Here is a 24,559-nt window from a genome sequence, read left to right as displayed (position 1 = left end):
GATGAGTAACTGGATTAAACCTTATATACAGCAAAATAAAGGTAGAATGACTGTAACTATTTTCCTTGGTCTTCTTGGAGTTAGTTCAGGTGCGATGTTACTTTTTATTTCAGGTTATTTAATCTCTAAATCTGCTCTTCGGCCAGAAAATGTAATGGCTGTATATGTTCCTATCGTTGCAACACGTGCGTTTAGTATAGGGCAAGCGGTATTTCATTATTTAGAGCGTTTAGTTGGACACGATGTCGTATTACGCATTTTAGAAAAAATGAGAACGAAACTATATAGAATAGTAGAACCGCAGGCGTTATTTTTCCGTTCGCGCTTTCAAACGGGCGATATGTTAGGGGTGTTATCCGAAGATATAGAGCATTTGCAAAACCTATATTTACGTACAATATTTCCTAGCATATTAGCATTAGTTGTATATAGCATATTCGTACTTGTTATCGGTGCATTTGACGTAGTGTTTGCACTTATTGCAGGGTGTATATTAGCGATTATCGTCTTTCTTCTTCCATTTGTATCATTCCTTTTAATGAAGCGACATCATGTTACTTTAAAACAAGGAAGAAACCGTTTGTATCAACAGCTAACAGACGCAGTTTTTGGATTATCTGATTGGCAAGCAAGTGGTAGAAAAGATGAATTCATTCATAAGTATGTAGAACAAAATGCGCAGTTGTTACAAACGGAAAAAAGAATGAAACGCTGGAATCACATCCGGGACAGTATCATTCAATTAGTAGTGGGTATTGTAGTTATTTCAATGATCATATGGACTGGAAATGAGGCGGCAAGTGAACAAATTGCACCTACTGTTATTGCGGCTTTCGTCTTAATGACGTTATCTGTCACAAACGCGCTTATTCCTCTTTCAGATGCTATCGATCGCATTCCATCATATGTAGAATCTGCTCATCGTCTAAATCAAATAGAAGGTAATGATGTTTTACACGATGAAAAGGAATTACATGGAGATAAAGATTATGCTGCATCAAAACATATAGACATTGAATTAAATCATGTATCGTATAGTTACCCAGATAGTAATGAATTCGTATTGAAAGAAGTATCACTACAAATAAAGGCAGGAAAGAAAATCGCCATTTTAGGAAGAAGTGGAACAGGGAAATCTACTTTGTTGAAATTGTTAACAGGTGCGCTAAGCCCGTTACATGGTGAAGTTTTATTAAATAGTGAACATGCTCATACGAATCTTTTATCAAAATATATTTCTGTATTGAATCAAAAGCCGCATTTATTCGATACGACAATTGGAAATAATGTACGAATCGGTAAACCAGAGGCTACGGATGAAGAGATATGGACAGCTTTAGAGAAAGCACAATTAGCTTCACATATTGCTACCCTTCCAGAGGGATTGCAAACAAAAATGCATGAAATGGGAAAAAGGTTTTCTGGTGGTGAAAGACAACGGGTTGCTTTTGCTAGAACGCTCATGCAAGAAGCACCAATTATTGTACTGGATGAACCTACAATCGGCTTAGATCCAAAGACAGAATTATCTTTAATAGAAACAGTGTTTTCTGCAACGGAAGAAAAGACAGTAATTTGGATTACGCACCATCTTGTAGGAATTGAACATGTAGATGAAGTTATATTCCTAGATCGTGGTAAAATTGTGATGCAAGGGAGTCATGAACAACTTCTGAAAGAAAATGAGAAGTATCGAAAGCTTTATGAGTTAGATAAAGGAATATAGTTTGAATAAGTAATAATTGTAAAATAGCTACGCCTAATGGTGCAGCTATTTTTTTGTTTTGAAACAAACATTATATTATTTTTTGTATTGAATTAAATATATATGATCGTTACGAATGAAAAGTGAACTTCATATTATACATATAATGGAGGGGATGTACATGAATGAGCAGTATAAAATTATTGTTTTAAGTGATGAATTATCAGTGGGTAGGATTCGAAATGCATTAGACAAAAATAAATGTAAAACAATAGTTCATGTTGTAGACGTTTCAGATATTGTTCGTATAGAAAATGCTTTTCAATATATAATCATTTGGAGAGTGGACGCAGAAAAACTTGCAAATGAATTGATAAATAGGGGCGTGCAAAGTACAAAAATTATAAATTTAACAAAATACATGTATGAATGGAAACATAAATTAATTTCTATCTATCAAATAAATCCGGATCTTATGTCTTTATACATTTCTATGAAAAAAGCAAAGGGTGATCCGACGTATGAATTGTTTGCTACCGGTTTGTCTTATCCGCATTGTGGCATAAGTACGGAGCTCCTCTCAAAAAAATCAATTAAATTAACACTTCCATCGCAAGATCTATACTATGATTATTTAATAGCGTTACAACTGCTATCAAACGATCATTCATTTCAATATTGTTTGATAGGAGTAGCCTATTTCTCTTTTTACTTTGACATGTCGTTATCATCCGAAGCATATAGAATTCACAAAGTATATTATCCATTGTTTCAAGACGGTCATCATACTGTAGTTCATTCTCCTCTACCCACTGATGGATTCTCACTTCTAGATACTCCGAAACCACTTTTTTCTATTTTTAATTTGCATTTTGAATATATTTTATTAGACGAACTAAAAGATGAATCATTGATATTGCCCTGGATAAATGCTGAATGGAATACCTCGCCTCTTCACATTTCTTTTGAAGAACACGGAAAAATAAGAGCAGCGTCGCATGCTAAATTATCATATCCTCATACTTTAGTTGAATATAAAACGATTTTCAAAAAATATTTAGAACTACTGTTAAAACATGATATAAAACCACTAATTGTTGTATTCCCTGTTACTTCACATTATTTCAATTGTAGTAGTAAGAAATTAAAAGAAGATTTTTATAAAGTTATAAATGATTTTCAAACTCACTATTCTTTTCGGATTATTGACCTATTTGATTCACCATTATTTTGCGATGATGATTTTTATGATAGCGATCATATGAATAAAAAAGGTGCTAATAAAATGTCTGCGTTATTAAATATGTTTATTTAGGAACGAAAGGTATGATATTTTGTTTCATGTTTGCATAAAAGTATATAGGCTCCATACAGTTAAAGTAATGTGATTTTTGTGTCGTGTATATAAATAATATGCGAAGAGGTGAGAGAGAAAATGAGAACTCGAATGGAAAGAACTGAAGAGGTGGTAGATCAACTTCCATTGGTAAGTGTTTTAATTCCTACATATAATCGTCCTCACTACTTTGAAGAGGCATTATGTAGTGTATTAGAACAAACGTACCCTAATATAGAAATTATAGTTGGAGATGATAGCACGAATGACGAAACAGAAAAGGTGTTACAAAAATACTTATGTGATCATTCAAATATTATTTATATAAAAAACAGGTCAACTCTCGGACAGTTTGAAAATGCTCTAATGTTATTTCATGAAGCGAACGGTGAGTATATAAATTTTTTAATGGATGATGATTTATTTCATGTGAATAAAATTGAAAGAATGATGAAGTATTTTTTCAATGATCTAGATAATGAAATTAAGCTTGTAACATCTCATCGTCAAGTAATTGATGATAAAGGAGAAGAACTACGTCATATTTATTCAACTGTTCGTTTATTTGAAGAGGATAAGATTATAGAGGGAACAGAATTAGGGAATAGGGTAATTGTCGATCAAAAAAATTATATTGGAGAACCGACAACAGTTTTATTTCGTAAAAATGATTTACAAGAACCGTATGGAATTTTTGATAAGAGGAGGTATCAATGTAACGTAGATATAGCTTCATGGTTATCTTTATTAAGTAAAGGAAAAGCAGTATATATAGCAGAGACACTTAGTTACTTTCGATTACATCAAGATCAACAGTTAAATGAATCTAATAAAATGATGGATGGATTAGAAGATTTTTCACATAGTATTCTAGCAGGAGAAAAATATGGTTTCTTATCCACCGAAAAAGAGTTAGACAAAGCGATAACTAATTTTCTAGATTACGCAAGAAGGATAGTTCCATCATCGATATTATATACATTAGACTATTATCAAAAAATTAAAGAAAAGAAAATAAACATAGAAAAGAAAAAACAACATATAAATAATAATTCTCCTTTACCGAAAGTAAGCATACTTATTCCTGCGTACAATAGACCTTATTACTTGGAATTGGCACTCAACAGCGCTCTAAATCAAACATATGAAAATATTGAAATTGTTATTTCTGATGACAGTACAAATAATGAAGTTAATGCTATGATTCAACCGTATTTACGTGAATATGAGTGTATTACATATGTTAAAAATGAAACACCGTTAGTTGCTGAAAACTTTAATAAGTGTGTAGAACTTGCGAACGGGGACTATATAAACTTTTTATTAGATGATGATTTATTTCATCATGAAAAGATCGAGAGAATGATGAAATACTTTTTGACGTTAGAAAATATTTCATTTGTGACGTCATATCGTGAACTAATTGATGAGAATGGAGAGATATTACCACCTTCAACATTGAATATGAAAATTGCGAAAGAAACTACACTTTTTGAAGGGAAAGAATTAGGGAATTACATATTAAAAAATTTAAAAAATATAGTTGGTGAGCCGACAACTGTTCTATTTAATCGAGATTTGTTTGAAGGGAAGTTTGGATATTTTAAAGGAAAGGCTTATTCTGCTATTAATGACATTGCAACTTGGCTAGATATGATGAGGAAAGGAAAAGTAGTTTATATACAAGAACCTCTTAGTTATTTTAGACAACATAGTGGACAAAATCAAAAACAAATGCATTTTATTTTAATGACAATTGAAGAATGGATTGAATTAATTATAGATGCGTATAATAGTGGATTTTTAAGTTCTGAAAGAGATTATAAAGAGAGCTTATCTTATTGTTTAGAAAATGCGGGATTTATAGTTAAGGATGCAGTAAGAAATGGCGAATTAGATCAAATTTATAATGAAAAGATAAAAAAAGGGTTAAACAAGCTAATTGCTCATATGTTTGAAAAAGAATCTTGTTATTGTCAATATTGCAATCAACAATTTGAAAAATTTTCACCTTGGCCAGCACATTACGATTTTCCAAAATATAAATTTGAAATGTGGAATAAAGATACAGGGATATGTCCAGTTTGTAGTTCAATGGATCGTGAAAGGTTGTATCGTGCGTACATTGAAGCGGAAACGGACTTGTTAAGTAAAAAATATACAATGCTTCATATTGCACCTGAAGCAAAGGTAAGAGATTGGTTTAACGAGTATAGAAATATTACTTATGTATGTGGTGATTTAGAACCAAAGGACCCATTAATGAAGGAAATTGATGTTACAAGTATTACATATGATAGTAATACTTTTGATGTAATTTTATGTAGCCATGTATTAGAACACGTTCTTGATGATGACAAAGCAATGCGAGAGTTATATAGAGTTTTAAAGCCAAATGGATGGGGAATTATTCAAGTACCAATCGTAATGAATGTAGATTCTATTATAGAGAATGAATTAATTGTAACACCACAATTGAGGAAATTAGCTTTTGGTCAAGAGGATCATGTGAGAATTTATAATCAATCGGGATTCATTCAACGATTAATGCATGCAGGATTTAAGGTGGAATTATATAACATAGCTGAAAGACAAGGAATGAAAAATGCTAGGAAATTTGGATTATCCGAAACAGATATGCTCTATATTGTCCGAAAATGATAGGAAGGAATAGATAGATATGGAGAATATTCCTTTTTTGCGTGCTTCAACTGTACCAGTAATTGAGTATTTGGATGAATTGAAGGAAATTGATACATCACACATATATACGAATTATGGACCTATAAATCAACGTTTTGAAGAAACAATTATGTCGGAATTTTTTCAGAACAGAGGAGCTGTTACAACAGTAGCAAACGCAACGTTAGGGTTAATGGCGGCTATTCAACTTAAGAAAAGAAGAAAAGGAAAATATGCCCTCATGCCTAGTTTTACATTTCCTGCGACTCCATTAGCGGCTATTTGGTGTGGATTGGAACCTTATTTTATTGATATTTCAATAGATGATTGGTATATGGATAAAACAATACTTTTGGATAAGATTGAAGAATTAAAAGAAGAGGTTGCGATTGTCGTCCCGTACGCAACTTTTGGATCATGGATGGACTTAGAAGAATATGAAGAATTGGAGAAAAAGGGTGTTCCGGTTGTCGTAGATGCGGCACCTGGGTTTGGATTAATGAATGGAGGTATGCATTATGGTCAGGATTTTAGTGGTATAATCGTATATAGCCTTCATGCAACAAAGCCGTTCGGAATTGGTGAAGGAGGGCTCATATATAGTAAAAAGGAAGATGATATACAACGTATTAAAAGAATGAGTAATTTCGGATTTGATAAAAATCGTGAATGTACGATGATGGGGTTTAATTGTAAAATGTCTGAATATGCAGCAGCTATTGGGATTGCGACTATGAAAAAATGGGATCAAAAATTACAAGAACGCAACCGTATTTCTGAATGGTATAAACAATTGTTACAAAGTAATGGATTAATGAAAAAAGGATGGCAAGTCCAAAAGACAGAAGCGGTTATTCAACAATTTATGCCTATTCTTTGTCCAGAAGAAGTTTGTAACATACAAGTAATAGAAGAACTAAAAAAACAGAAAATAGAAGCTAGATTATACTTTTCACCATCTTGCCACCAACAAGTTCTTTTTAGAAACTATAAGTCTACAGATTTAATAAAAACAAATAAAATAGCTAAAAGAATAGTAAGTTTACCCTTATGGGAAGGAATGACGAAAGAAATAGTAGAACAAATTGTAATCTGTTTAGGGGAGAAGGTGGTATCGGCAGATGAATAGTTTTTATAGTCAAGAAGAACTAAAGAAAATTGGATTTTTATCTGTTGGGAAAAATGTATTGATCAGTAAAAAAGCGAGTATATATAATCCGGGCACTATGTCAGTTGGTAATAATGTAAGAATTGACGATTTTTGTATTTTAAGTGGCAAAATCACAATTGGAAGTTATTCGCATATATCAGCTTATGTAGCGTTATATGGAGGAGAAGTTGGGATTGAAATGCATGACTTTGCAAACATCTCAGCTAAAACAATCGTATATGCAGTACTGGATGATTTTAGTGGAAATGCATTAATGGGGCCAACTGTCCCGAATCAATATAGGAATGTGAAAACAGGAAAAGTTATTTTAAAAAAACATGCGATTATTGGTGCTAATTCTATTGTTTTTCCAAATGTAACTGTTGGCGAAGGCGCGGCAGTCGGCGCGATGAGTATGGTAAAAAAAAGTTTAGATGATTGGTATACTTATGCTGGAATTCCCGCAAGAAAAGTAAAATCTCGACAAAAAAAGATGCTAGAGTTAGAAATTGATTTTTTTAAAAACATTAATTCTTAACAGAAAAGAATTAATGTTTTTTATTTTTATGAAAGAGCAGGGTGTATCTTAACTTATTATGTTTTAAATTTTGCTGACAAAGGCAATACTGAGCCATAGTGAATGTAAAGTTGGAGGGCGAGTGTATATGTTTGAAGAGGATGGAATTGTTTTAATTATGGAGCCTGCTGATGAAAGAAACTTGAGGCGATTTATTTTTTCAGTACCGAAGTCAGTATATGAAAAAAAAGGGCTTATATTACAATATGGGGCAGCTATAGGACAAGGATATATGGATATAATTGAAGATATTATTAGCGTACATATAGAAATAGATGTTGTAACGATAATAGGGCATGTAAGAGGTTAAATAGCTATTTGAAAAAGGTTGTGGGTGATTTAGCTAGAAGTTATGATAAAGAAGATTACAAACAAGTATGAGGCGAAGGGAGTCTAAAATGAAAATCAAATCAATTTTATTAGTATGTATAGTTTCAATTGGTTTAATGGGATGTTCACTAGTAGAGGAAGGAAAGAACTCCATAGATTATGCGCAAAAAGCGACAGACTATGTAAATGAAATAAGTGCATTTGCAAATGAAGCACCAGCATTAGCAGAAAAGGCTGTTAATGATAGCGAGGCTCGAAAAGAATTAGAAACGAAGCTTAGTGAAATTAAACAAGACATACCTGCATTCAATGAATTAACGCCACCTGATGTAGCAAAGGATCTTCATCAGCAAATCGTCGGATATAATGAAAAGTTAAATACATTAATTGATACGGCGATGACGAAGATAGAAGAAGGAAAAATGAATGTAGAAGAGTTTAAAAACTCTGAGCTTATGCAGACGATAGATCAAGTTCGTGAATTGAAAGACAAGGTTCAAAATTTAGGGCAATAATAAAAAAAGGTTCCGTGAGAACGGAGCCTTTTTTTATGTTTCCTAATGGAAAAGTTTATCCCGCTTTAATGGGCAGTAAGACCCCCACCTCAAAATTCAGTGAAAGCAAAGAATTTAGGTGGGGGATCAACTGCCGATAAAAGTCCGATTGGTTCAACTAATAATCAGTGGGGGATGAAGAAAACCCCCACTGATTAAAGTTTCACTTTATAATATTTTCTTCCTATAATATAAGCGTCGTCTATATCTTCCATTTTTCTAAAATATGTATTGTTTTATTAGTTGCATCCATGTTTACTTGAACACCTATAGGCATAGTAATCATCGGATGGGTATGACAACAATCAAAGTCAGCAAGTAAAGGAATTCTTTGATTTTGCAGTACTTCTAATAATATTTCGTAAGGTTTGCGATTTGTACCACAATCATCAAATTGCTCATGTTTTCCAAGAAGTATACCTGAAACTTTATCAAATACACCGTTAATTTTAAGCAATGAAAAGCTTCTTTCGATAGTAGCTGCATCTTTTGAGCTATCTTCAATAAATAAAATATCGCCTTCTTGAATGCTTGGCATATAAGGGCTACCCCATATTCCTTCTATTGTATTTAAGTTCCCACCAATAATACGTCCAGTAGCTTGTCCATTTGTTACAGAAATCCAATTGTTTGGTCTACGTTCTTTTTCTTTCGTCTTCTCTTCCCAATTAATAAATTCATCTGACCAAAATAAAGGTTGTTTTATGCTATAAGGAAGTGATTGATCATTTAATAATGTTTCTGCAAAATAGTTGTATGTATAATCTACAAAAGGCTCAAATTCTCCAAAGGAGGGAATGAGTGCTGGACCGTAAAATGTAGGGATTCCTGTTTTTGCATAAATCCCTAATAATAAAGCTGTTGCATCTGAATAACCAATCATTATTTTAGGGTTATTTTGAAAAGCGCCATAATCAATATAAGGTAATATTGAATTAGAATTCATACCGCCAATTGTTGACATAATACAAGCTATATTAGGATTTCTTATTAAAGCATTCAGTTCCTCAGCACGCTCTTGTATACTGCCAGAACGGTAATCATCATATCGACCTGTTAGTGAACCTTCTAATATATGAAATCCTTTCTGTTGTAAGTAAGATTTCGCTCGTTCAAATCTTTTTGGAGAAGTATAAGTTGCTGGTGAAGAGGGTGAATAAATGCCGATTGTGTCCCCGTATTTTAATGTTTTTGGAAGTAGCATTGTAAGAATCCTTTCTATTATATAGTTAATTTACGATAATTCATCATTTAATATTCTTATATTTAGATATTTTCATTGTAACATAACTGTATTATATGAATAAATATGCTTTTTGCCTTGACGGTATAAAGTAATTATTGTTATGGTTAAACGTGAGTGTATAAAAGGTTTGCTAAAGGAGTTTTGAAATGAAGCGGTTAAAATGGGGAAGGCTGACGATCCTAGTAGTCATTATTTTAGGGATATGTTGGTTCTTATTCCAAGGAACTCAAAAGAGTGCAACAAAAATAGAGGGACAACCTTTACAGGTGGCAGAACTACCTAAAACAGAATTAGCTGAAAAAGTAGTTCCACCAAAGTACATACCACCGGAAATTGATGCAAAAGCAGCTATGATTATTGATGCGAGTAATGGAGATGTTATTTATCAACATAATGAGAATGAAGCTTTTGCACCAGCAAGTATGTCTAAGATGATGACAGCTTATCTTCTATTAGAAAATGTACACAATGGGAAAGTTCGCTGGGAAGATCCGGTGAAAATGAGTGCGAAAGCGGCACAAACAGAGGGTGCGAGAATCCCGGTCCAAGTTAATGACATATTAACTGTTAAAGATTTGTACCATGCATTAATGATTGAATCAGCAAATAATTCGGCTGTGGCTTTAGCAGAACATATGGCAAAAACAGAGAAAGATTTCGTTCAGCTTATGAATGAAAAAGCAAAGCAGTTAAAAATGTCGGAGTATGCTAAATTCGCAAATGCATCAGGACTACAAGAACCTGATGGAAGTGAGACGAAGATGACAGCTGCTGATGTAGCAAAATTGGCGTATAATCTTATAAAAAATTATCCAGAAATATTAGAAGTGACTCACTTGCGTCAAAGTCAGTTAGCATTTAACAATATTAATGTTATAAGTACAAATGATATGTTAAATAAAAATAATAAAGCTTTATATATAGAAGGAATAGACGGATTAAAAACAGGATTTACAGATAGCGCGGGGTATTGTTTCACGGGTACAGCAAAACAAGGTGATACTCGTATTATTACAGTTGTTATGGGAACGAAAGGTAAAACGAAGCGTTTTACAGAGACGAATAAGCTAATGTCTTATGCGTTTGGCTTAGTTAATTAAGTAAAATATTGAGTTGTATCATCATATAAGAAAGGCAATTTATTGTTACTTACTATCGGTAACAATAAATTGCCTTTTAATTTTTAGCACTAAGAAAGTAAAGAGGTAAAAAATATGAGTGTTATTATTTGAGTTTATTATTGTTTGTTTATATTATAAAGTTAGAAACTTATTAATGATAAGTTTTGAGGGGCATATGATGTGTACATATGAAAAAGCCTCAAATGAAAATTGGAGGGAATTATGATGGCAAAAGATTTTTACTCAGCAATTGAAGACAGAAGATCTATTTATGCGATTAGTAAAGAGCAAGTAGTTTCTGATGAGAAAATTCAAGAAGTGATTTATCATGCTGTAAAACATACACCTTCAGCTTTTAACTCTCAGAGCGCCCGCGTTGTCGTCTTACTAGGAGAACAACATGATAAGTTATGGGATATTACGAAAGAGACGTTACGAAAAATTGTACCTGAAAATAATTTTGCATCTACTGAAGAAAAAATGAATACATTTAAAAGTGGTTATGGAACGGTTTTATACTTCGAAGATAATCAAGTAGTGGAACAACTACAAGAAAACTTTGCGTTATATAAAGATAATTTTCCAATTTGGTCTCAACAATCGTCAGGAATGTTACAATTTGCAATTTGGACAGCTTTAGAAATTGAAGGGTTTGGTGCTACATTGCAGCATTACAATCCATTAATTGATGAAGAAGTGAGAAAAGAATGGGAAGTTCCAGAAAACTGGAAACTTACTGCGCAAATGCCGTTTGGCAAACCAATGGTACCTGCAGGTGAAAAAGAATATCAACCTTTAGAAAACCGCGTGAAAATTTACAAATAATGTGAAAATATAAAAGGTGAACAGGGATACAACCTGTTCACCTTTTATAAGTAATAAGGATTTTTTTGATAGGAATTTTTCATCTGATTTTTTAATTCTTTTTTACGTGTTTCAATAGTTGATATTTTTTGTAAGGTGATAATGGAAACGAATTGAAAAAAAGCATAGTACAGTTCTATATTTTTATTTATAGGATCATCTATTATATTTTTCATAAATATACCTCCTTTTTGATTCTGCTATTTGCGGCCAATAAGAGTTCCATCTAAAAATTCAATGTATCGGACCTTTAAAAGTTCCGTAGGTTTTAGTACAGGGTAAAAAAAATGAATGAATTAAAATACTACTATATATGATAATATAAATATTATAATATAAATATTCTGCAAATTCCATAGATGATGAAAAATGGGTAGTGGAGTGTTTATTTTCGTCAAATTAGAACAGAATTTTTGAGGTTAAATCTTACAAATCGTCAAATCTTTTGAGAGTGAAAGATAGTATCAAAAATAGTTTTCTGAAAATATTATACTATTGATAAAAAAAGCATTTTTTGTCATGATAAGAGTATACTTCATGGGAGGGGATTTACTAGTAAATACATTCTTTGCTTTGTATTAGATTAATTGAGTTTTTCCGAGTGGATAGGAAAATATATATTAAAATAATGAATGAAATGTCGAATTTTCAATGAAATACATAAGGGATTTGAAAAAATCATTGCAAAAACAGTAAGTTTAATGGTAAAGTTCACATGAAGTTCACACGGAATTCACTTCATTCGTTTAAAATGAACTCTGTGTGAAAAATAAAACTCTTGTTAAAAAATGGAACTTAATGAATATTTTACTTTGATAATATTGTAATGTATTAAGTTTATACGTTTTTTTAAGAGGATAGTAGGGAAAGGAAGTAAAGACAACTTATGAAAAAAGTAATTGCAGGTTTAGCAGCAGCTTCTGTAGTGGGTGTTGCAGTTCCAGGTATGGATTCTGCTCAAGCACAAGTTTCAAACGAAGCGCTAAAAGAAATTAATGGACAAAATCAAACTCAAAATCAAACGACTGTAACTGAAACAAAAACTGTAGAAACAAAATCTGATTTAAAATACACAGTAACTGCTGATGTATTAAATGTTCGTTCAGGTGCTGGTACAGGACATAGCGTTATTTCTAAAGTGAAATCAGGTCAAGTACTACAAGTAATTGGACAAGAAAATGGTTGGTTCAAAGTAACTGTAAACGGTCAGACTGGTTATGTAAGTGGTGACTTCGTAACGACTGGTGGTAAAACAGGAACTACTGTTCAACAAGGAACTGGTACTTACACAGTAAACGTTTCTTCACTAAACGTACGTACAGGCCCAAGTACATCTCATACAGTATTAGGCTCTGTAAATAAAGGTAAAACAGTACAAGTTGTTGGTGAAGTACAAGATTGGTTTAAAATCAACTTCAATGGTGGAACTGGATACGTAAGCAAAGACTTCGTAACAAAAGGTGGTTCTGCTGTATCTAACCAAACACAAAAACCAACTACAAACAACAATAATACTACTACAGTTCAAACTGGTGGTTCTTATGTTGTTAACACTGGAGCTTTAAAAGTACGTACAGGCCCAGCTACATACAACGCTGTAATCGGTGGCGTAACACAAGGTAAAGTATTAAACGTTACTGGCGCTGAAAATGGTTGGTACAAAATTAACCATAACGGCCGTACAGGTTACGTAAGTGCAGACTTCGTTAAGTTTGTAAAAGGCGGAGTAAACAATGTTACAAATAACGTTCAACAACCAGTTAAAGATGTTCAAAAACCAACAACAGGTGGAAACACATCTTCAATCGCTGGATTCGCTAGATCTTTAAATGGTTCACCATACAGAACTGCTGGTACAACACCTGCTGGTTTTGACTGCAGTGGATTCATTCACTACGTATTAAATCAAACTGGTCATAAAGGCGCTCGTCAAACAGTTGCTGGATACTGGAGCTCTAAAACAAAAACTAGCAATCCACAACCAGGTGATTTAGTATACTTCCAAAATACTTATAAATCAGGTCCTTCTCACATGGGCGTTTACTTAGGAAACGGTCAGTTCATTAGTGCAGAAACTGATGCAACTGGTGTACGTATTAGTTCTGTAAGCAACTCTTACTGGAGCAAGCACCTATTAGGTTACACAAAAGCATACTAAGAAAAAGTAGTTTATTATACTTTTCGTATAGAGAAAAGGCTTTCCAGGGAAACTTGGGAAGCCTTTTTATAGTTGAATGAATTGGAAGTTTAGTAGTTTTTATTTTAACTTTCCATTTAAAAATCGATCATATAAGTCATGGAAATAGTTAGGACGAAATAAGTTCGCTGCATGTCCCGCTAACGGTATTTCCTTATATAGAACGTTAGGCAAAATAGATTTCAAATCAAATAAACAAGATTTATAGAGATGATCATGCTCACCCATTACCCATAGTATAGGGTGAGGAAGTGATTTTAATTTAGATTTTAAATCGAATTCTAACCGATGTCGTAATGATTGGGCAATTATGGATGAATGTAATTGTAATCCGAAACGATAGTAAATATTTCTTGAAATGACTGCGAACGGATTTGCTTTTAGTATACCACTTGGAAAAATAGTATTTGCGTATTGAGAGAGCCATTTAGAGTATTCATCTCCTCGCTTCTCCCAAAAATTTTGAAATACGTTATATAAACGAGAAGGGTTATTGTAGTGTCCTCCAATATGACAAATACTTAATACTTTTTCTGGATGCATTTGTGCAAAAATTGTAGAGATGTAACAGCCGTAACTTAGCGCACAAATATGAGCTTTTTTAATATTTTCTTGTTCATATAAGTTTAATAATTGATCTACGAGGCGCTGTAATGAAAAGTCGATTGCTTCTCCTTTATCATCACCGTGACCTAATAAGTCATAAGTTATAATGTTGTAGGAGGCAGAAAATCGTTTTTGCTCCTTTTTGAAGGCGCGACGATTGCCAACTAATCCATGAATAAAAATAATTGTTTCCTTTTCAGAATGTATATTTGTTTGCAAAAAGGATACTCCTTTCAATAACGGGAGATTAATATAGTATTGTAAATTAGTTATTTATAATTCACATAGAATAATATTAAGTACCAGGTAATAATATCAGATGTTTATATCTGTTGTAAAGATGCGTTTTTATGTATATTTTGTAAAAATAGAAAAAGCGTGTTTACATTCAGTTTACATTTGTATTGTATTCTATTTTTAGAAAGAACAGTTTGGTTTAACACGAGGAGATGAACAGGAATGGAAGTTAAAAATGAAATGAAGAAAAAAGGGAGCTGGAGGCAGTTTTTACGCCTTATTCAAGATACAAATCCTCCAAAAGGGATTCTTGCTTTTGCGTTATTAATGAGTTTGCTTTCTACAGGAGCAAGTTTATTTATACCGATGTTAACGAAGGGGCTAGTAGATAATTTCTCACTTTCGTCAATTAGTACAGGGCAAATTGTTGGGCTAGTTGCATTCTTTATTATGCAAACTATAGCAGCGGGATTATCTATATATTTATTAAATTATATAGGACAGAAGATTGTAGCTGGACTGAGAGAACGCTTGTGGAAAAAGGTGCTTATTTTACCAGTAACTTATTATGATCAAAATAGAACAGGCGATACAATTAGCCGTATGACAAATGATACAGGAGTTGTGAAAACATTAATTTCTGAGCATTTGTCAAACTTATTAACAGGTGGTATTTCAATTGTCGGATCTTTAATTGTATTATTTGTTTTAGATTGGAAAATGACACTTTTACTTTTAACTGTTATTCCATTATCAGTACTTATTTTAGTTCCACTTGGACGAAAAATGTATAAGATTTCAAAAGCACTTCAAGATGAAACGGCTTCTTTTACTAGTGTATTAACACAAGTGTTATCAGAAATTCGTTTAGTGAAATCTTCGAACACAGAAAAAAGAGAATATGAAACTGGAAACAAAGGTATTGAAAAGTTATTGCAATTTGGTTTGAAAGAAGGAAAAGTGCAAGCGTTAATTTCACCAGTTATGTCGTTTGTTTTAATGGCATTGCTTGTTATTATCGTAGGGTATGGTGGAATGCGAGTTTCTAGTGGCGCATTAACTACAGGAGAACTTGTAGCGTTTATTTTATATTTAGTTCAAATTATAATGCCAATGAGTCAACTATCTATGTTCTTTACACAATTCCAAAAGGCAATTGGTGCAACGGAAAGAATTAATACAATTTTAGAATATGAAGTAGAAGATCATGAAACTGGTGTGAAAGTTACAAATGCTAAGCAGCCAATCGTTCTTGAAAATGTACATTTCGAATATAACGAAGAAGAGCAAGTGTTAAAGAATATTGATTTCACAATTGAATCAGGCAAAGTAACAGCGATCGTAGGACCAAGTGGTAGCGGGAAAACGACGTTATTCTCATTATTAGAGCGTTTTTATGAGCCGACTAGTGGTGCCATTAAATTAGGAAAAGAATCAATTACGAGTTATTCACTACAATCATGGCGACGTCAAATTGGTTACGTTTCACAAGATAGTCCATTAATCGATGGAACAATTCGTGATAACATTTGTTACGGTGTTGAGGGCGAAGTGACAGATGAAGAGATTGAAAAAGTAGCAGCGATGGCATATGTTGATGCATTTATTCATGATTTGCCAAATGGATATGCAACAGAAGTTGGAGAACGTGGTGTGAAGCTTTCTGGGGGACAAAGACAGCGAATTGCGATTGCCCGAGCGTTACTTCGAAATCCACAAATTCTTATGTTAGATGAAGCAACTTCCAGTCTAGATAGTAAATCTGAGTCTGTCGTTCAAAAGGCATTAAATAACTTAATGAAAGGCAGAACAACGTTAGTTATTGCACATAGACTTTCTACTGTTGTAGATGCAGATAAAATTATCTTTATAGAAAAAGGGAATCTTACAGGAAGCGGTACACATGATGAATTGTTACGCACACATGACATGTATCGTGAATTTGCAACGCAACAATTGAAAATTAAAGAGGCGGCATTATAAAATGAATAATCAGTGGAGAATTTGCTTCACTGGTTATTTGTTTTTAACATTAATAAAATAGATGCTGAATAGAAAGGAAATGGTTCTTTTGATACCTAAGATATTAATTGTAGACGATGATCCGCATATTAGAGAACTTGTTTCTGTTTTTTTAGAGCGGGAAGGCTTTCAAACATATGAGGCAATTGATGGACTAGATGCACTTCAGAAAATAGACGAAGTGAAAGTCGATATGGTTATTCTCGATATTATGATGCCAAATATGGATGGATTTAATTTATGTTTTGAATTAAGGAAGTACTATGATATCCCAATTTTAATGCTAACGGCTAAAGGAGAGACGTCTCAAAAAGTAAAAGGATTTCACCTTGGCACGGATGATTATCTTGTAAAACCATTTGATCCGATAGAATTAGTAGTGAGAGTTAAGGCTTTATTGAAACGTTACCAAATTACAGTGTCGCAATCGATTCAAGTTGGAAATGTACTGTTAAATCGGAAAACATTTGAAGTGACAATTGGAGAACAAACGGTTATGTTACCGCTGAAAGAATTCGAATTGCTCTTTACTTTAGGTTCTAAAGCAGGAAGAACTTGTTCGAGAGAGCAATTAATTGAAGATGTATGGGGATATGATTTTGAAGGGAATGAACGTACACTAGACGTTCATATTAATCGGCTACGTGAGAAGTTTCAAGAAGAGAAGTCGAAATTTAGTATTAAAACAATAAGAGGTTTAGGATATCGCTTAGAGGTAAGTAAATGAGAAAAAGAAAACACATGAGTAAGTTGAAGATGTTGAAAGTAACGGGAGCGATCATAGCGCTCTTTTCTTTTCTCACGATAATTTGGTCTACAGCATTTTATGTATCATCCAGTATAATAGATGTGCTCGAAATAAATCTATCACCTTTTGTTACGTATCTCATTAGTGACATACTCAGTTTTGTATTTATGATTCTTCTTTGGATATTAATTGCAGTATTAATGAGACCGAAGCGACAGGCAATGATTTGGACAATTATTGAACCGATACAAAAAATTGCAAAAGGGGACTTCTCCGTAAAAATACGAAATGAAGAAAAGTATGATGGGGAAATTGGTGTACTCGTAAAAAGTATAAATGATATGACAGATGAACTAAACGCAATGGAGAAAATGCGCCAGGAATTTGTATCGAATGTTTCTCATGAAATACAGTCACCATTAACTTCTATAAAAGGATTTGCTAGAGCACTACAAGATGATAATCTTTCCGAGGAAAAAAGAAAGCATTATCTTACTATTATTGAAACAGAAACGACAAGATTATCTAAATTAAGTCAAAATTTACTGAAATTAACTCTTTTAGAGTCGGAAGAGTATACACCAGAAAGAGTAACTTATCAATTAGATCAACAGTTAAAACAAGTTGTATTAAATAGTGAACCGCTTTGGGCTGAGAAAGAAATTGAATTAGACCTTGATTTAGAAAAAGTGCATATAACTGCTGACCAAGAAAGTATGAGTCAAGTTTGGATTAATTTAATTCATAATAGTATTAAATTTACTCCAAGTAGCGGTACGATTTCAATCAAGTTAAAAGAATATGAGACATTAGTGGAAGTGCGTATTCGTGATTCGGGAATTGGAATATCTGAAGAACAGAAACAACATATTTTTGAGCGGTTTTTTAAAGCTGATTCTTCACGGAATCGAGCATACGGAGGAAGCGGTTTAGGATTAGCGATAGTAAAAAAAGTAGTCGATCTGCATCAAGGAGAAATAAAAGTCGAGAGTGAGGAAGGGAATGGGACGGAATTTATTGTTTGTATTCCGAATTAGGAAGAGAAATAGTGTTAGGAGGAAACCCTTCTAACACTATTTCTCTTTAAAAACACATTTCCCGTTACTGCAACTATATTGATAAGCTTTTCCTTCGTTATTCATACGGTATGAGTAGTCTGATGCTATATCTTTCTTAAAGTCAACATATGCCTCTGCACCGTTTTTATCATCATTGATATCAACGAATTGAACATGGCGTATAGAATAATCTTTCTTTTTACTTAAACCTCTTTCTTGCAAGTTTGTATGAATACCGTCTACTAACTCGTCAAACAATGACCAGTTTAAATTAAGATTTTCATATGATTCAGTATGTCTTCCTAGAATGCCGTTGTCTTGTATTATTTTTTTATTATTATCGTATGTATAAGAGTATGTAAAATAAGGTTCGTCTTTATATACGACTTTTGCATAATAGCCGATATTATAAAGAGGAGTATATTTTCCGGTTATGCTTTGTATTTCTTTTTGCTTATATCCTTTTATAGTATGGAGATATTCGTTAGTATCTTTTTCTACTACTTTATAATGTAGTGGATTACCAAATATAAAGTACATAGCCAAAAATATGATGCATAGTCCGACTGCAGTTAGTGACAAGAACCACTTTTTTCTTTTCATATACATACACCCTTCTATGTGGGTTTTATTTCTATTTTACGCGAATTATGGAAAAAATGATAATTATAAATAAAAAATCCCTATAGTTACCTACAAGTAACCTACGCACATGAAAGTGCATCATTGCCTTTTTACATAAACATAGATACAATTTTAATATAATACATAACTGAGATGATTAAGGAGTGTTATACTTGGCAGAATTATTACAAGGCAAAAATGCTTTAATTACAGGAGCAGGTAGAGGGATTGGTCGTGCTGTAGCGATCGCATTAGCGAAAGAGGGCGTAAATGTCGGTCTTTTAGCTCGTTCAGAAGAAAACTTAAAAGCTGTAGCAAAAGAAGTAGAAGCAGAAGGCGTAAAAGCTGTTATTGCGACTGCTGATGTTTCTTCATACGAAGAAGTGACTACTGCGATTGAGACGTTAAAAAATGGTTTAGGATCTATCGATATTTTAATTAATAACGCTGGTATTTCTAAGTTCGGTAAGTTTTTAGAATTAGACGTTGCTGATTGGGAAAAAATCATTCAAGTAAACTTAATGGGTGTATACTATGCAACTCGCGCAGCTTTACCAAGCATGATTGAACAACAATCTGGTGATATTATTAACATTTCATCAACAGCAGGACAAAAGGGTGCGCCTGTAACAAGTGCATATAGTGCTTCTAAATTTGGGGTTCTTGGCTTAACAGAATCGTTAGCGATGGAAGTTCGCAAACATAACATTCGTGTAACAGCTTTAACTCCAAGTACAGTAGCAACTGACATGGCTGTAGATTTAGGATTAACTGATGGAAATCCTGATAAAGTAATGCAAGCAGAAGATATTGCAGAGTTTATCGTAGCGCAGCTGAAATTAAATAAACGTACATTTATTAAATCAGCGGGACTTTGGTCTACTAATCCGTAAGGGATAAATGTATAAACAAAAGAAGGGATATTTATTCTGTAATGGAGTAGATGTCCCTTCTTTATTTTTCTGTTTATGAGACAGAATTTTCGGTATAATCAAATATAGATAGTAGAAAAGTATTGAAAAGGATGGTATTTACATGAGTACGATTGAGAAATGGACGGCTGTTGATCAATATGTGAGTGATGTGAGGAGGTAAAAGGGATGAAAAAGAAATTTCAAAAATTATAACATATATCGTGTGCAACACAGTTAGCTCGTGGACCTCCAGCGTACTTGAAAATATAAGTTTATATTAAAAATTGGAGGTTAGGAATAGATGAAAACTGAAAAAGAAATGTTAGACTCAATTATGAATACAGCAAAAGAGGATGAAAGAATTCGAGCTGTCATCATGAATGGATCACGTGTGAATCCAAATGTGAAAAGAGACTGTTTTCAAGACTATGATATTATTTATGTTGTAAAAGATATAAGCTCTTTTACGTCTAATCATAATTGGATTCATAGATTTGGAGAAATAATGATTGTACAAATGCCGGAAGAAATGTCATTAGTTCCAGCAGATGAAGACGGGAAATTTCCGTATTTAATGCAGTTTATGGATGGGAACCGAATTGATTTAACGCTCGTTCCCTTTGATTTGATAAATAAGTTCATTGGACAAGATAGTTTAAGTGAACTGCTTCTGAATAAAGATAATTGTATTGACGAATTTCCACCAGCAAGCGATAGGGATTACTTAATAAAAAAGCCTACAGAAAAAGAGTTTTTAGATTGCTGTAATGAATTTTGGTGGTGTAGTACGAAAGTGGCAAAAGGACTATGGAGAGAAGAGCTTTCTTATGCGAAAGGAATACTTGATGGTCCGGTGCGAGATATGTTCATCGTAATGCTAGAATGGCATATTGGTATGAAAACAGATTTTACAGTTAATACAGGTAAATTTGGAAAGCATTTTGAGCAATATTTTGAAGAAGATATGTGGGAGCAATTTAAAAGGACATTTTCTAATGCAGAATATGAAAACATATGGGAATCATTCTTTATCATGGGTAATTTATTTAGGGAAGTAGCGAATGAAATTGCTAACGCTTATGGATATCAGTACCCGCAAGGTGATGATGACAGAGTGACAAGCTATTTAAAACATGTGAAAGCTTTGCCAAAAGATAGTACATCAATTTATTAATAATAGTAAGCAGTAAGACTGTCCAAATGACGGACAGTCTTATTTTTGTTCATGAATAGGAATTTCTCTAACAAAGTGCAGATGAATCACATATGAAATTTTAGGGAGGTTTTTATCATGTATTATTTTTATTCATCAGAAATGCTTGCCCCATATGAATGGGGACTAGAACGAGATGTTTCGTACGCCTATATGCCATATCACTCATTTTATTATGGAGACTATATGAGCTCATTGCCATACACATATATCCCTCAAAACTATACAGTACAAATGAAAGCATATGAGCGTGGATCGTGGACACCATTTTCGTGGGTCGAAAAATATGCATACGCATTTTCCGGACCGTACAATAAAGCGGAAGTCGCTCTTACATTTGATGATGGACCAGATTTAGAATTTACGCCGAAAATTTTAGATAAGTTAAAACAACATAATGTGAAGGCGACTTTCTTCTTGCTTGGTGAAAATGCAGAAAAGTTTCCGAATGTAGTAAAACGTATTGCGAATGAAGGGCATGTAATTGGCAATCATACGTATAGCCATCCAAATTTAGCGAAAGTAAATAATGCTGAGTACCGTAATCAAATTATAAAAACCGAAGAAATATTAAATCGTTTAGCTGGTTATGCACCAAAATTTATTCGTCCGCCGTACGGTGAAATACTTGAAAATCAATTGAAGTGGGCGACAGAGCAAAATTTTATGATTGTACAGTGGAGTGTTGATACGGTTGATTGGAAAGGCGTAAGCGCTGATACGATTACAAATAATGTGTTAGGGAATTCATTTCCTGGCAGTGTTATACTTCAGCATTCAACTCCAGGTGGGCATTTGCAAGGATCTGTAGAGGCACTAGACAAAATTATTCCGCAGTTAAAAACGAAAGGGGCACGCTTTGTAACGTTGCCAAGTATGTTCCAAACATCGAAAGAGCGGAAGTGAATGTGGTGTTAAATTGGGGAAAACAGGATTGTGTCGTATAATAAAGCTGTAGGTTAGGAGGGGATATAATTGATGTATGCACTAATAAACATAGGAATGAGTATTTTAATAGGGATTATATTTATACTTGCGGCAATTATTCTTCAAAAAAATCCACCGACCGATATTAATGCGGCATATGGTTATCGTACGAAACGATCTATGAAAAATAAGGAATTATGGGATGCAGGTAATAAGTATAGCGCGGAAGTGATGAGGCAAAACGGATTCATCATAATGTTAATTGGAAGTGTTATTAGTATACTGTTTAGATACCCCCATACAACGTTAGCGATAATGATCTTTATGCTAGTACTAATCATACGCTTATTCATACGAGTAGAGAAAAGATTGAAGGCACTTGAGCAATAATGAAAAATAGGACTCCCAGCCGATATAGATAGGGGGTCCTAGTCTAATTACAAATCATTATTTTTTAGTAAGTCTTTTCCTTGTTCAACAACAAATTCATAGTATGCAAGATTATATGGATAAATATCATCAAAAGTTATCGTTATCGGTTTATTGCTCAAAACAGAAGTAGCTGTAAAAGATGAAACCTCTCTTTTTAATAGTTGTAGAAAAGAAGTTGCATGTATTTTCATTACATCGTCTACTTCTTCACCTGGTGCGAATGGAAGTGGATTGATGACATTGTGGAAATACATATGACAGAACTCGCGATCCGTAAGATTTGAAATGTCATAATCTATTTTAAAGATGCCCTTGTAGGCTAAATCAGTCGTTTGGAAAGAAAGCCCTAATTCCTCTTCAATTTCACGAAGACCGCCACTTTGTACATCTTCATCATGCATAATATGTCCGGCTGAAGTAATATCCCATATACCCGGAGCTTCTTTTTTGTTTTGAGAGCGTAATTGGAAATATAAAAACATATCTTCATCATCTTTTTCTACAAACCAACAATGGAATGTTTCGTGCCAATCACCGTCACGATGCACTTCATCACGTAATTTCTTCCCAAGTATCTTTCTATCAGCATCAAATATTGTTAACCACTCTGTCATTTAAATTCCCCTTTCTGCAAATTTTATTATACAATATTTGTATTGAATTTTGGGAAAATAAAGAAAAAGGAGAGGGTATAAGTGGGGATAGAGAGCGCGGAAATAAAATCGATTATTTCAACAGAGGAAGAATTACGGAAAATATTAGGGGAACCAAGTGAGAGAGCATTAAAGAAAGTTATTTCATCACTAGACCACCATTGCATAGATTTTTTGTCCAAATCTCCTTTTCTAGTATTATCTACTGCAAATAAAGTAGGAGAGTGTGATGCTTCGCCGAGAGGAGATGCACCTGGATTTGTATACGTATTAAATAATAATAAAATTATCATTCCGGAAAGACCAGGCAACCGTCGTATAGACTCCATTTTGAATATTATTTCAAATCCACGTGTAGGGTTACTCTTTTTTATTCCAGGTCTTGGGGAGACGCTCCGAATAAACGGCCGAGCGTATATTACTAACGACGAAGCCATTTTGCAAGAAATGCAGGCGAATGGGCGCAATCCGTTACTTGGAATTGTTGTTGAAATAGAAGAGTGTTATATTCATTGTGCAAAAGCTTTTATTCGTTCTAATATGTGGAATCCAGAATCTTGGTTACATAAAAAAGAGTTACCTTCAGCAGCAAAAATGTTACTGGAACATGCGAAAGTAAATACTTCTGAAGAAGATGTTGCACGTTCTTTAGAAGAAAGTTATACGAAAAGATTGTATTAATGAAATTTTATTAATATAGTTTTATAAGGTGGGTATATACGTGGTTTAGAATAGAATATTTATATATGAAGTGTTGATTTACAAAGTGGAGAAATAACAAAATAGGTAAATCGAGCGGCCGTTACATAATGTTATTGTGAAATATAATAAAAATTGATTTTGAAAATAGTTAGTAAAAATAGGCTTGCTTTTTAAAAAGTTGATAATTATAATAAGTTAACAAATAGACATGAACGAAAAAGTAACGATAAGGACACGAAATCATTTTTACGGTTTACAGAGAGGGAAGTCAAGGGTGTGAGCTTCCTAACACGAGAAATGATTTTACCACCTTTGAACTTCAATAGTGAACGAGTAATCTAGTAATTATTGACGGAATCAGCCGTTATCTGAACTTGAGCAATCTAGAAAGAAGTACGTCTAGGTTGGAACAAGGGTGGAACCACGAAAACACATTCGTCCCTTTCCTAGGGATGAGTGTGTTTTTTTATGAATTACAAGATTGAAAATTAAAAATAATTAAAAAGTAGTATTGATTTTGTTTTTTATGCGAGTATAATGAGTTAACAAATAAACATGAACGAAAAGTAACGATAAGGACATGGAATCATTTTTACGGTTTACAGAGAGGGAAGTCAAGGGTGTGAGCTTCCTAACACGAGAAATGATTTTACCACCTTTG

23 protein-coding genes and 1 other annotated feature are annotated in these 24,559 nt (G+C 33.3%); of the genes, 18 read left to right on the top strand and 5 right to left on the bottom strand.

Annotated elements, in window-relative coordinates:
* Position 1 precedes the first annotated feature (1 nt).
* The 7 genes from cydC to AC3WVA_RS14085 all read left to right on the top strand — a co-directional run bounded on the left by cydC (position 2) and on the right by AC3WVA_RS14085 (position 8,295).
* The gene (gene cydC / locus AC3WVA_RS14115; RefSeq protein ID WP_098345629.1) at positions 2-1,726 is read left to right on the top strand and encodes a thiol reductant ABC exporter subunit CydC; all 1,725 of its coding nucleotides are present in this window, start codon (positions 2-4) and stop codon (positions 1,724-1,726) included.
* Positions 1,727-1,886: 160 nt separating this feature from the next.
* Positions 1,887-3,020: a hypothetical protein gene (locus tag AC3WVA_RS14110; protein WP_098345630.1), complete on the top strand. Its 1,134-nt coding sequence runs from the start codon at positions 1,887-1,889 to the stop codon at positions 3,018-3,020.
* 120 nt (positions 3,021-3,140) lie between these two features.
* The gene (locus AC3WVA_RS14105; protein WP_492322006.1) at positions 3,141-5,702 is read left to right on the top strand and encodes a glycosyltransferase; all 2,562 of its coding nucleotides are present in this window, start codon (positions 3,141-3,143) and stop codon (positions 5,700-5,702) included.
* A 19-nt stretch (positions 5,703-5,721) separates the two neighbouring features.
* On the top strand, positions 5,722-6,852 hold the full coding sequence (locus AC3WVA_RS14100; protein WP_098345632.1) for an aminotransferase class I/II-fold pyridoxal phosphate-dependent enzyme: 1,131 nt from the start codon (positions 5,722-5,724) through the stop codon (positions 6,850-6,852).
* A complete protein-coding gene (locus AC3WVA_RS14095; protein ID WP_098345633.1) occupies positions 6,845-7,411 on the top strand; it encodes an acyltransferase in 567 nt (188 codons plus the stop codon). The genes AC3WVA_RS14100 and AC3WVA_RS14095 overlap by 8 nt, the downstream gene beginning before the upstream one ends.
* Positions 7,412-7,538: 127 nt before the next feature.
* Positions 7,539-7,760, top strand: a complete 222-nt coding sequence (locus AC3WVA_RS14090) for a hypothetical protein (RefSeq protein WP_048527352.1) — start codon at positions 7,539-7,541, stop codon at positions 7,758-7,760.
* An 88-nt stretch (positions 7,761-7,848) separates the two neighbouring features.
* On the top strand, positions 7,849-8,295 hold the full coding sequence (locus AC3WVA_RS14085) for a DUF6376 family protein (protein WP_098345634.1): 447 nt from the start codon (positions 7,849-7,851) through the stop codon (positions 8,293-8,295).
* A 241-nt stretch (positions 8,296-8,536) separates the two neighbouring features.
* Here the strand turns inward: AC3WVA_RS14085 and AC3WVA_RS14080 are convergent, their stop codons facing one another.
* Complete coding sequence (locus tag AC3WVA_RS14080; protein WP_098345635.1) at positions 8,537-9,538, bottom strand: S66 family peptidase; 1,002 nt, start codon at positions 9,536-9,538, stop codon at positions 8,537-8,539.
* A gap of 188 nt (positions 9,539-9,726) precedes the next feature.
* Here AC3WVA_RS14080 and AC3WVA_RS14075 point away from each other — a divergent pair, with 188 nt between their 5' ends.
* Together AC3WVA_RS14075 and AC3WVA_RS14070 are read left to right on the top strand one after the other, a co-directional pair.
* Complete coding sequence (locus AC3WVA_RS14075) at positions 9,727-10,680, top strand: D-alanyl-D-alanine carboxypeptidase family protein (protein ID WP_048527355.1); 954 nt, start codon at positions 9,727-9,729, stop codon at positions 10,678-10,680.
* 243 nt (positions 10,681-10,923) lie between these two features.
* The gene (locus tag AC3WVA_RS14070) at positions 10,924-11,526 is read left to right on the top strand and encodes a nitroreductase family protein (RefSeq protein ID WP_180235627.1); all 603 of its coding nucleotides are present in this window, start codon (positions 10,924-10,926) and stop codon (positions 11,524-11,526) included.
* A gap of 44 nt (positions 11,527-11,570) precedes the next feature.
* On the opposite strand, the gene AC3WVA_RS14065 is transcribed toward AC3WVA_RS14070, so the two are convergent.
* Complete coding sequence (locus AC3WVA_RS14065) at positions 11,571-11,741, bottom strand: DNA mismatch repair protein MutT (RefSeq protein ID WP_098520180.1); 171 nt, start codon at positions 11,739-11,741, stop codon at positions 11,571-11,573.
* A 710-nt stretch (positions 11,742-12,451) separates the two neighbouring features.
* On the opposite strand from AC3WVA_RS14065, the gene entFM reads away from it, so the two are divergent.
* On the top strand, positions 12,452-13,723 hold the full coding sequence (entFM, locus tag AC3WVA_RS14060; RefSeq protein WP_048527358.1) for an enterotoxin EntFM: 1,272 nt from the start codon (positions 12,452-12,454) through the stop codon (positions 13,721-13,723).
* Between the two features lie 99 nt (positions 13,724-13,822).
* Here entFM and AC3WVA_RS14055 read toward each other — a convergent pair whose 3' ends face one another.
* Positions 13,823-14,587, bottom strand: a complete 765-nt coding sequence (locus AC3WVA_RS14055) for an alpha/beta fold hydrolase (protein ID WP_001194308.1) — start codon at positions 14,585-14,587, stop codon at positions 13,823-13,825.
* Positions 14,588-14,827: 240 nt separating this feature from the next.
* Here AC3WVA_RS14055 and AC3WVA_RS14050 point away from each other — a divergent pair, with 240 nt between their 5' ends.
* The 3 genes from AC3WVA_RS14050 to hitS all read left to right on the top strand — a co-directional run bounded on the left by AC3WVA_RS14050 (position 14,828) and on the right by hitS (position 18,412).
* On the top strand, positions 14,828-16,588 hold the full coding sequence (locus tag AC3WVA_RS14050) for an ABC transporter ATP-binding protein (RefSeq protein ID WP_048527359.1): 1,761 nt from the start codon (positions 14,828-14,830) through the stop codon (positions 16,586-16,588).
* Positions 16,589-16,676: 88 nt separating this feature from the next.
* Positions 16,677-17,354: an envelope stress response regulator transcription factor HitR gene (gene hitR / locus AC3WVA_RS14045; RefSeq protein WP_048527360.1), complete on the top strand. Its 678-nt coding sequence runs from the start codon at positions 16,677-16,679 to the stop codon at positions 17,352-17,354.
* Complete coding sequence (hitS, locus tag AC3WVA_RS14040; protein ID WP_142341989.1) at positions 17,351-18,412, top strand: envelope stress sensor histidine kinase HitS; 1,062 nt, start codon at positions 17,351-17,353, stop codon at positions 18,410-18,412. Before hitR ends, hitS begins: the two co-directional genes overlap by 4 nt.
* 36 nt (positions 18,413-18,448) lie before the next feature.
* Here the strand turns inward: hitS and AC3WVA_RS14035 are convergent, their stop codons facing one another.
* Positions 18,449-19,036: a DUF3139 domain-containing protein gene (locus tag AC3WVA_RS14035; protein ID WP_141539454.1), complete on the bottom strand. Its 588-nt coding sequence runs from the start codon at positions 19,034-19,036 to the stop codon at positions 18,449-18,451.
* A 194-nt stretch (positions 19,037-19,230) separates the two neighbouring features.
* Between AC3WVA_RS14035 and AC3WVA_RS14030 the strand changes: the two genes are divergently transcribed.
* From AC3WVA_RS14030 to AC3WVA_RS14015, 4 genes are all read left to right on the top strand, one after another.
* Positions 19,231-19,950 (top strand): 3-ketoacyl-ACP reductase, encoded by a 720-nt coding sequence (locus AC3WVA_RS14030; protein WP_000818985.1) that lies wholly within the window; start codon positions 19,231-19,233, stop codon positions 19,948-19,950.
* Positions 19,951-20,272: 322 nt separating this feature from the next.
* Entirely contained in the window at positions 20,273-21,145 is an 873-nt protein-coding gene (locus tag AC3WVA_RS14025; RefSeq protein ID WP_492322005.1) for an aminoglycoside 6-adenylyltransferase, read from the top strand.
* A gap of 117 nt (positions 21,146-21,262) precedes the next feature.
* Positions 21,263-22,090 carry a peptidoglycan-N-acetylglucosamine deacetylase gene (locus AC3WVA_RS14020; RefSeq protein WP_098345641.1) on the top strand — a complete coding sequence of 276 codons (828 nt, stop codon included), beginning with the start codon at positions 21,263-21,265 and terminating at the stop codon, positions 22,088-22,090.
* 72 nt (positions 22,091-22,162) lie between these two features.
* Entirely contained in the window at positions 22,163-22,501 is a 339-nt protein-coding gene (locus tag AC3WVA_RS14015; protein ID WP_128974902.1) for an SdpI family protein, read from the top strand.
* 47 nt (positions 22,502-22,548) lie between these two features.
* Here the strand turns inward: AC3WVA_RS14015 and AC3WVA_RS14010 are convergent, their stop codons facing one another.
* The gene (locus AC3WVA_RS14010) at positions 22,549-23,157 is read right to left on the bottom strand and encodes an NUDIX hydrolase (protein ID WP_098880763.1); all 609 of its coding nucleotides are present in this window, start codon (positions 23,155-23,157) and stop codon (positions 22,549-22,551) included.
* An 81-nt stretch (positions 23,158-23,238) separates the two neighbouring features.
* Between AC3WVA_RS14010 and AC3WVA_RS14005 the strand changes: the two genes are divergently transcribed.
* The gene (locus AC3WVA_RS14005) at positions 23,239-23,877 is read left to right on the top strand and encodes a pyridoxamine 5'-phosphate oxidase family protein (protein WP_098345644.1); all 639 of its coding nucleotides are present in this window, start codon (positions 23,239-23,241) and stop codon (positions 23,875-23,877) included.
* A gap of 235 nt (positions 23,878-24,112) precedes the next feature.
* Positions 24,113-24,344, top strand: a binding site (T-box leader).
* Positions 24,345-24,559 lie beyond the last annotated feature (215 nt).

The organism is Bacillus sp. EB106-04-02-XG92 (assembly GCF_058791995.1).
This window is presented reverse-complemented; position numbering and strand designations above follow the sequence as displayed.

Bases quoted from the DNA above. Each gene is read 5' to 3' on its own strand.
- cydC (WP_098345629.1), top strand. From the start codon at position 2: ATGAGTAACTGGATTAAACCTTATATACAGCAAAATAAAGGTAGAATG.
- AC3WVA_RS14110 (WP_098345630.1), top strand. From the start codon at position 1,887: ATGAATGAGCAGTATAAAATTATTGTTTTAAGTGATGAATTATCAGTG.
- AC3WVA_RS14105 (WP_492322006.1), top strand. From the start codon at position 3,141: ATGAGAACTCGAATGGAAAGAACTGAAGAGGTGGTAGATCAACTTCCA.
- AC3WVA_RS14100 (WP_098345632.1), top strand. From the start codon at position 5,722: ATGGAGAATATTCCTTTTTTGCGTGCTTCAACTGTACCAGTAATTGAG.
- AC3WVA_RS14095 (WP_098345633.1), top strand. From the start codon at position 6,845: ATGAATAGTTTTTATAGTCAAGAAGAACTAAAGAAAATTGGATTTTTA.
- AC3WVA_RS14090 (WP_048527352.1), top strand. From the start codon at position 7,539: ATGTTTGAAGAGGATGGAATTGTTTTAATTATGGAGCCTGCTGATGAA.
- AC3WVA_RS14085 (WP_098345634.1), top strand. From the start codon at position 7,849: ATGAAAATCAAATCAATTTTATTAGTATGTATAGTTTCAATTGGTTTA.
- AC3WVA_RS14080 (WP_098345635.1), bottom strand. From the start codon at position 9,538: ATGCTACTTCCAAAAACATTAAAATACGGGGACACAATCGGCATTTAT.
- AC3WVA_RS14075 (WP_048527355.1), top strand. From the start codon at position 9,727: ATGAAGCGGTTAAAATGGGGAAGGCTGACGATCCTAGTAGTCATTATT.
- AC3WVA_RS14070 (WP_180235627.1), top strand. From the start codon at position 10,924: ATGATGGCAAAAGATTTTTACTCAGCAATTGAAGACAGAAGATCTATT.
- AC3WVA_RS14065 (WP_098520180.1), bottom strand. From the start codon at position 11,741: ATGAAAAATATAATAGATGATCCTATAAATAAAAATATAGAACTGTAC.
- entFM (WP_048527358.1), top strand. From the start codon at position 12,452: ATGAAAAAAGTAATTGCAGGTTTAGCAGCAGCTTCTGTAGTGGGTGTT.
- AC3WVA_RS14050 (WP_048527359.1), top strand. From the start codon at position 14,828: ATGGAAGTTAAAAATGAAATGAAGAAAAAAGGGAGCTGGAGGCAGTTT.
- hitS (WP_142341989.1), top strand. From the start codon at position 17,351: ATGAGAAAAAGAAAACACATGAGTAAGTTGAAGATGTTGAAAGTAACG.
- AC3WVA_RS14035 (WP_141539454.1), bottom strand. From the start codon at position 19,036: ATGAAAAGAAAAAAGTGGTTCTTGTCACTAACTGCAGTCGGACTATGC.
- AC3WVA_RS14025 (WP_492322005.1), top strand. From the start codon at position 20,273: ATGAAAACTGAAAAAGAAATGTTAGACTCAATTATGAATACAGCAAAA.
- AC3WVA_RS14020 (WP_098345641.1), top strand. From the start codon at position 21,263: ATGTATTATTTTTATTCATCAGAAATGCTTGCCCCATATGAATGGGGA.
- AC3WVA_RS14015 (WP_128974902.1), top strand. From the start codon at position 22,163: ATGTATGCACTAATAAACATAGGAATGAGTATTTTAATAGGGATTATA.
- AC3WVA_RS14010 (WP_098880763.1), bottom strand. From the start codon at position 23,157: ATGACAGAGTGGTTAACAATATTTGATGCTGATAGAAAGATACTTGGG.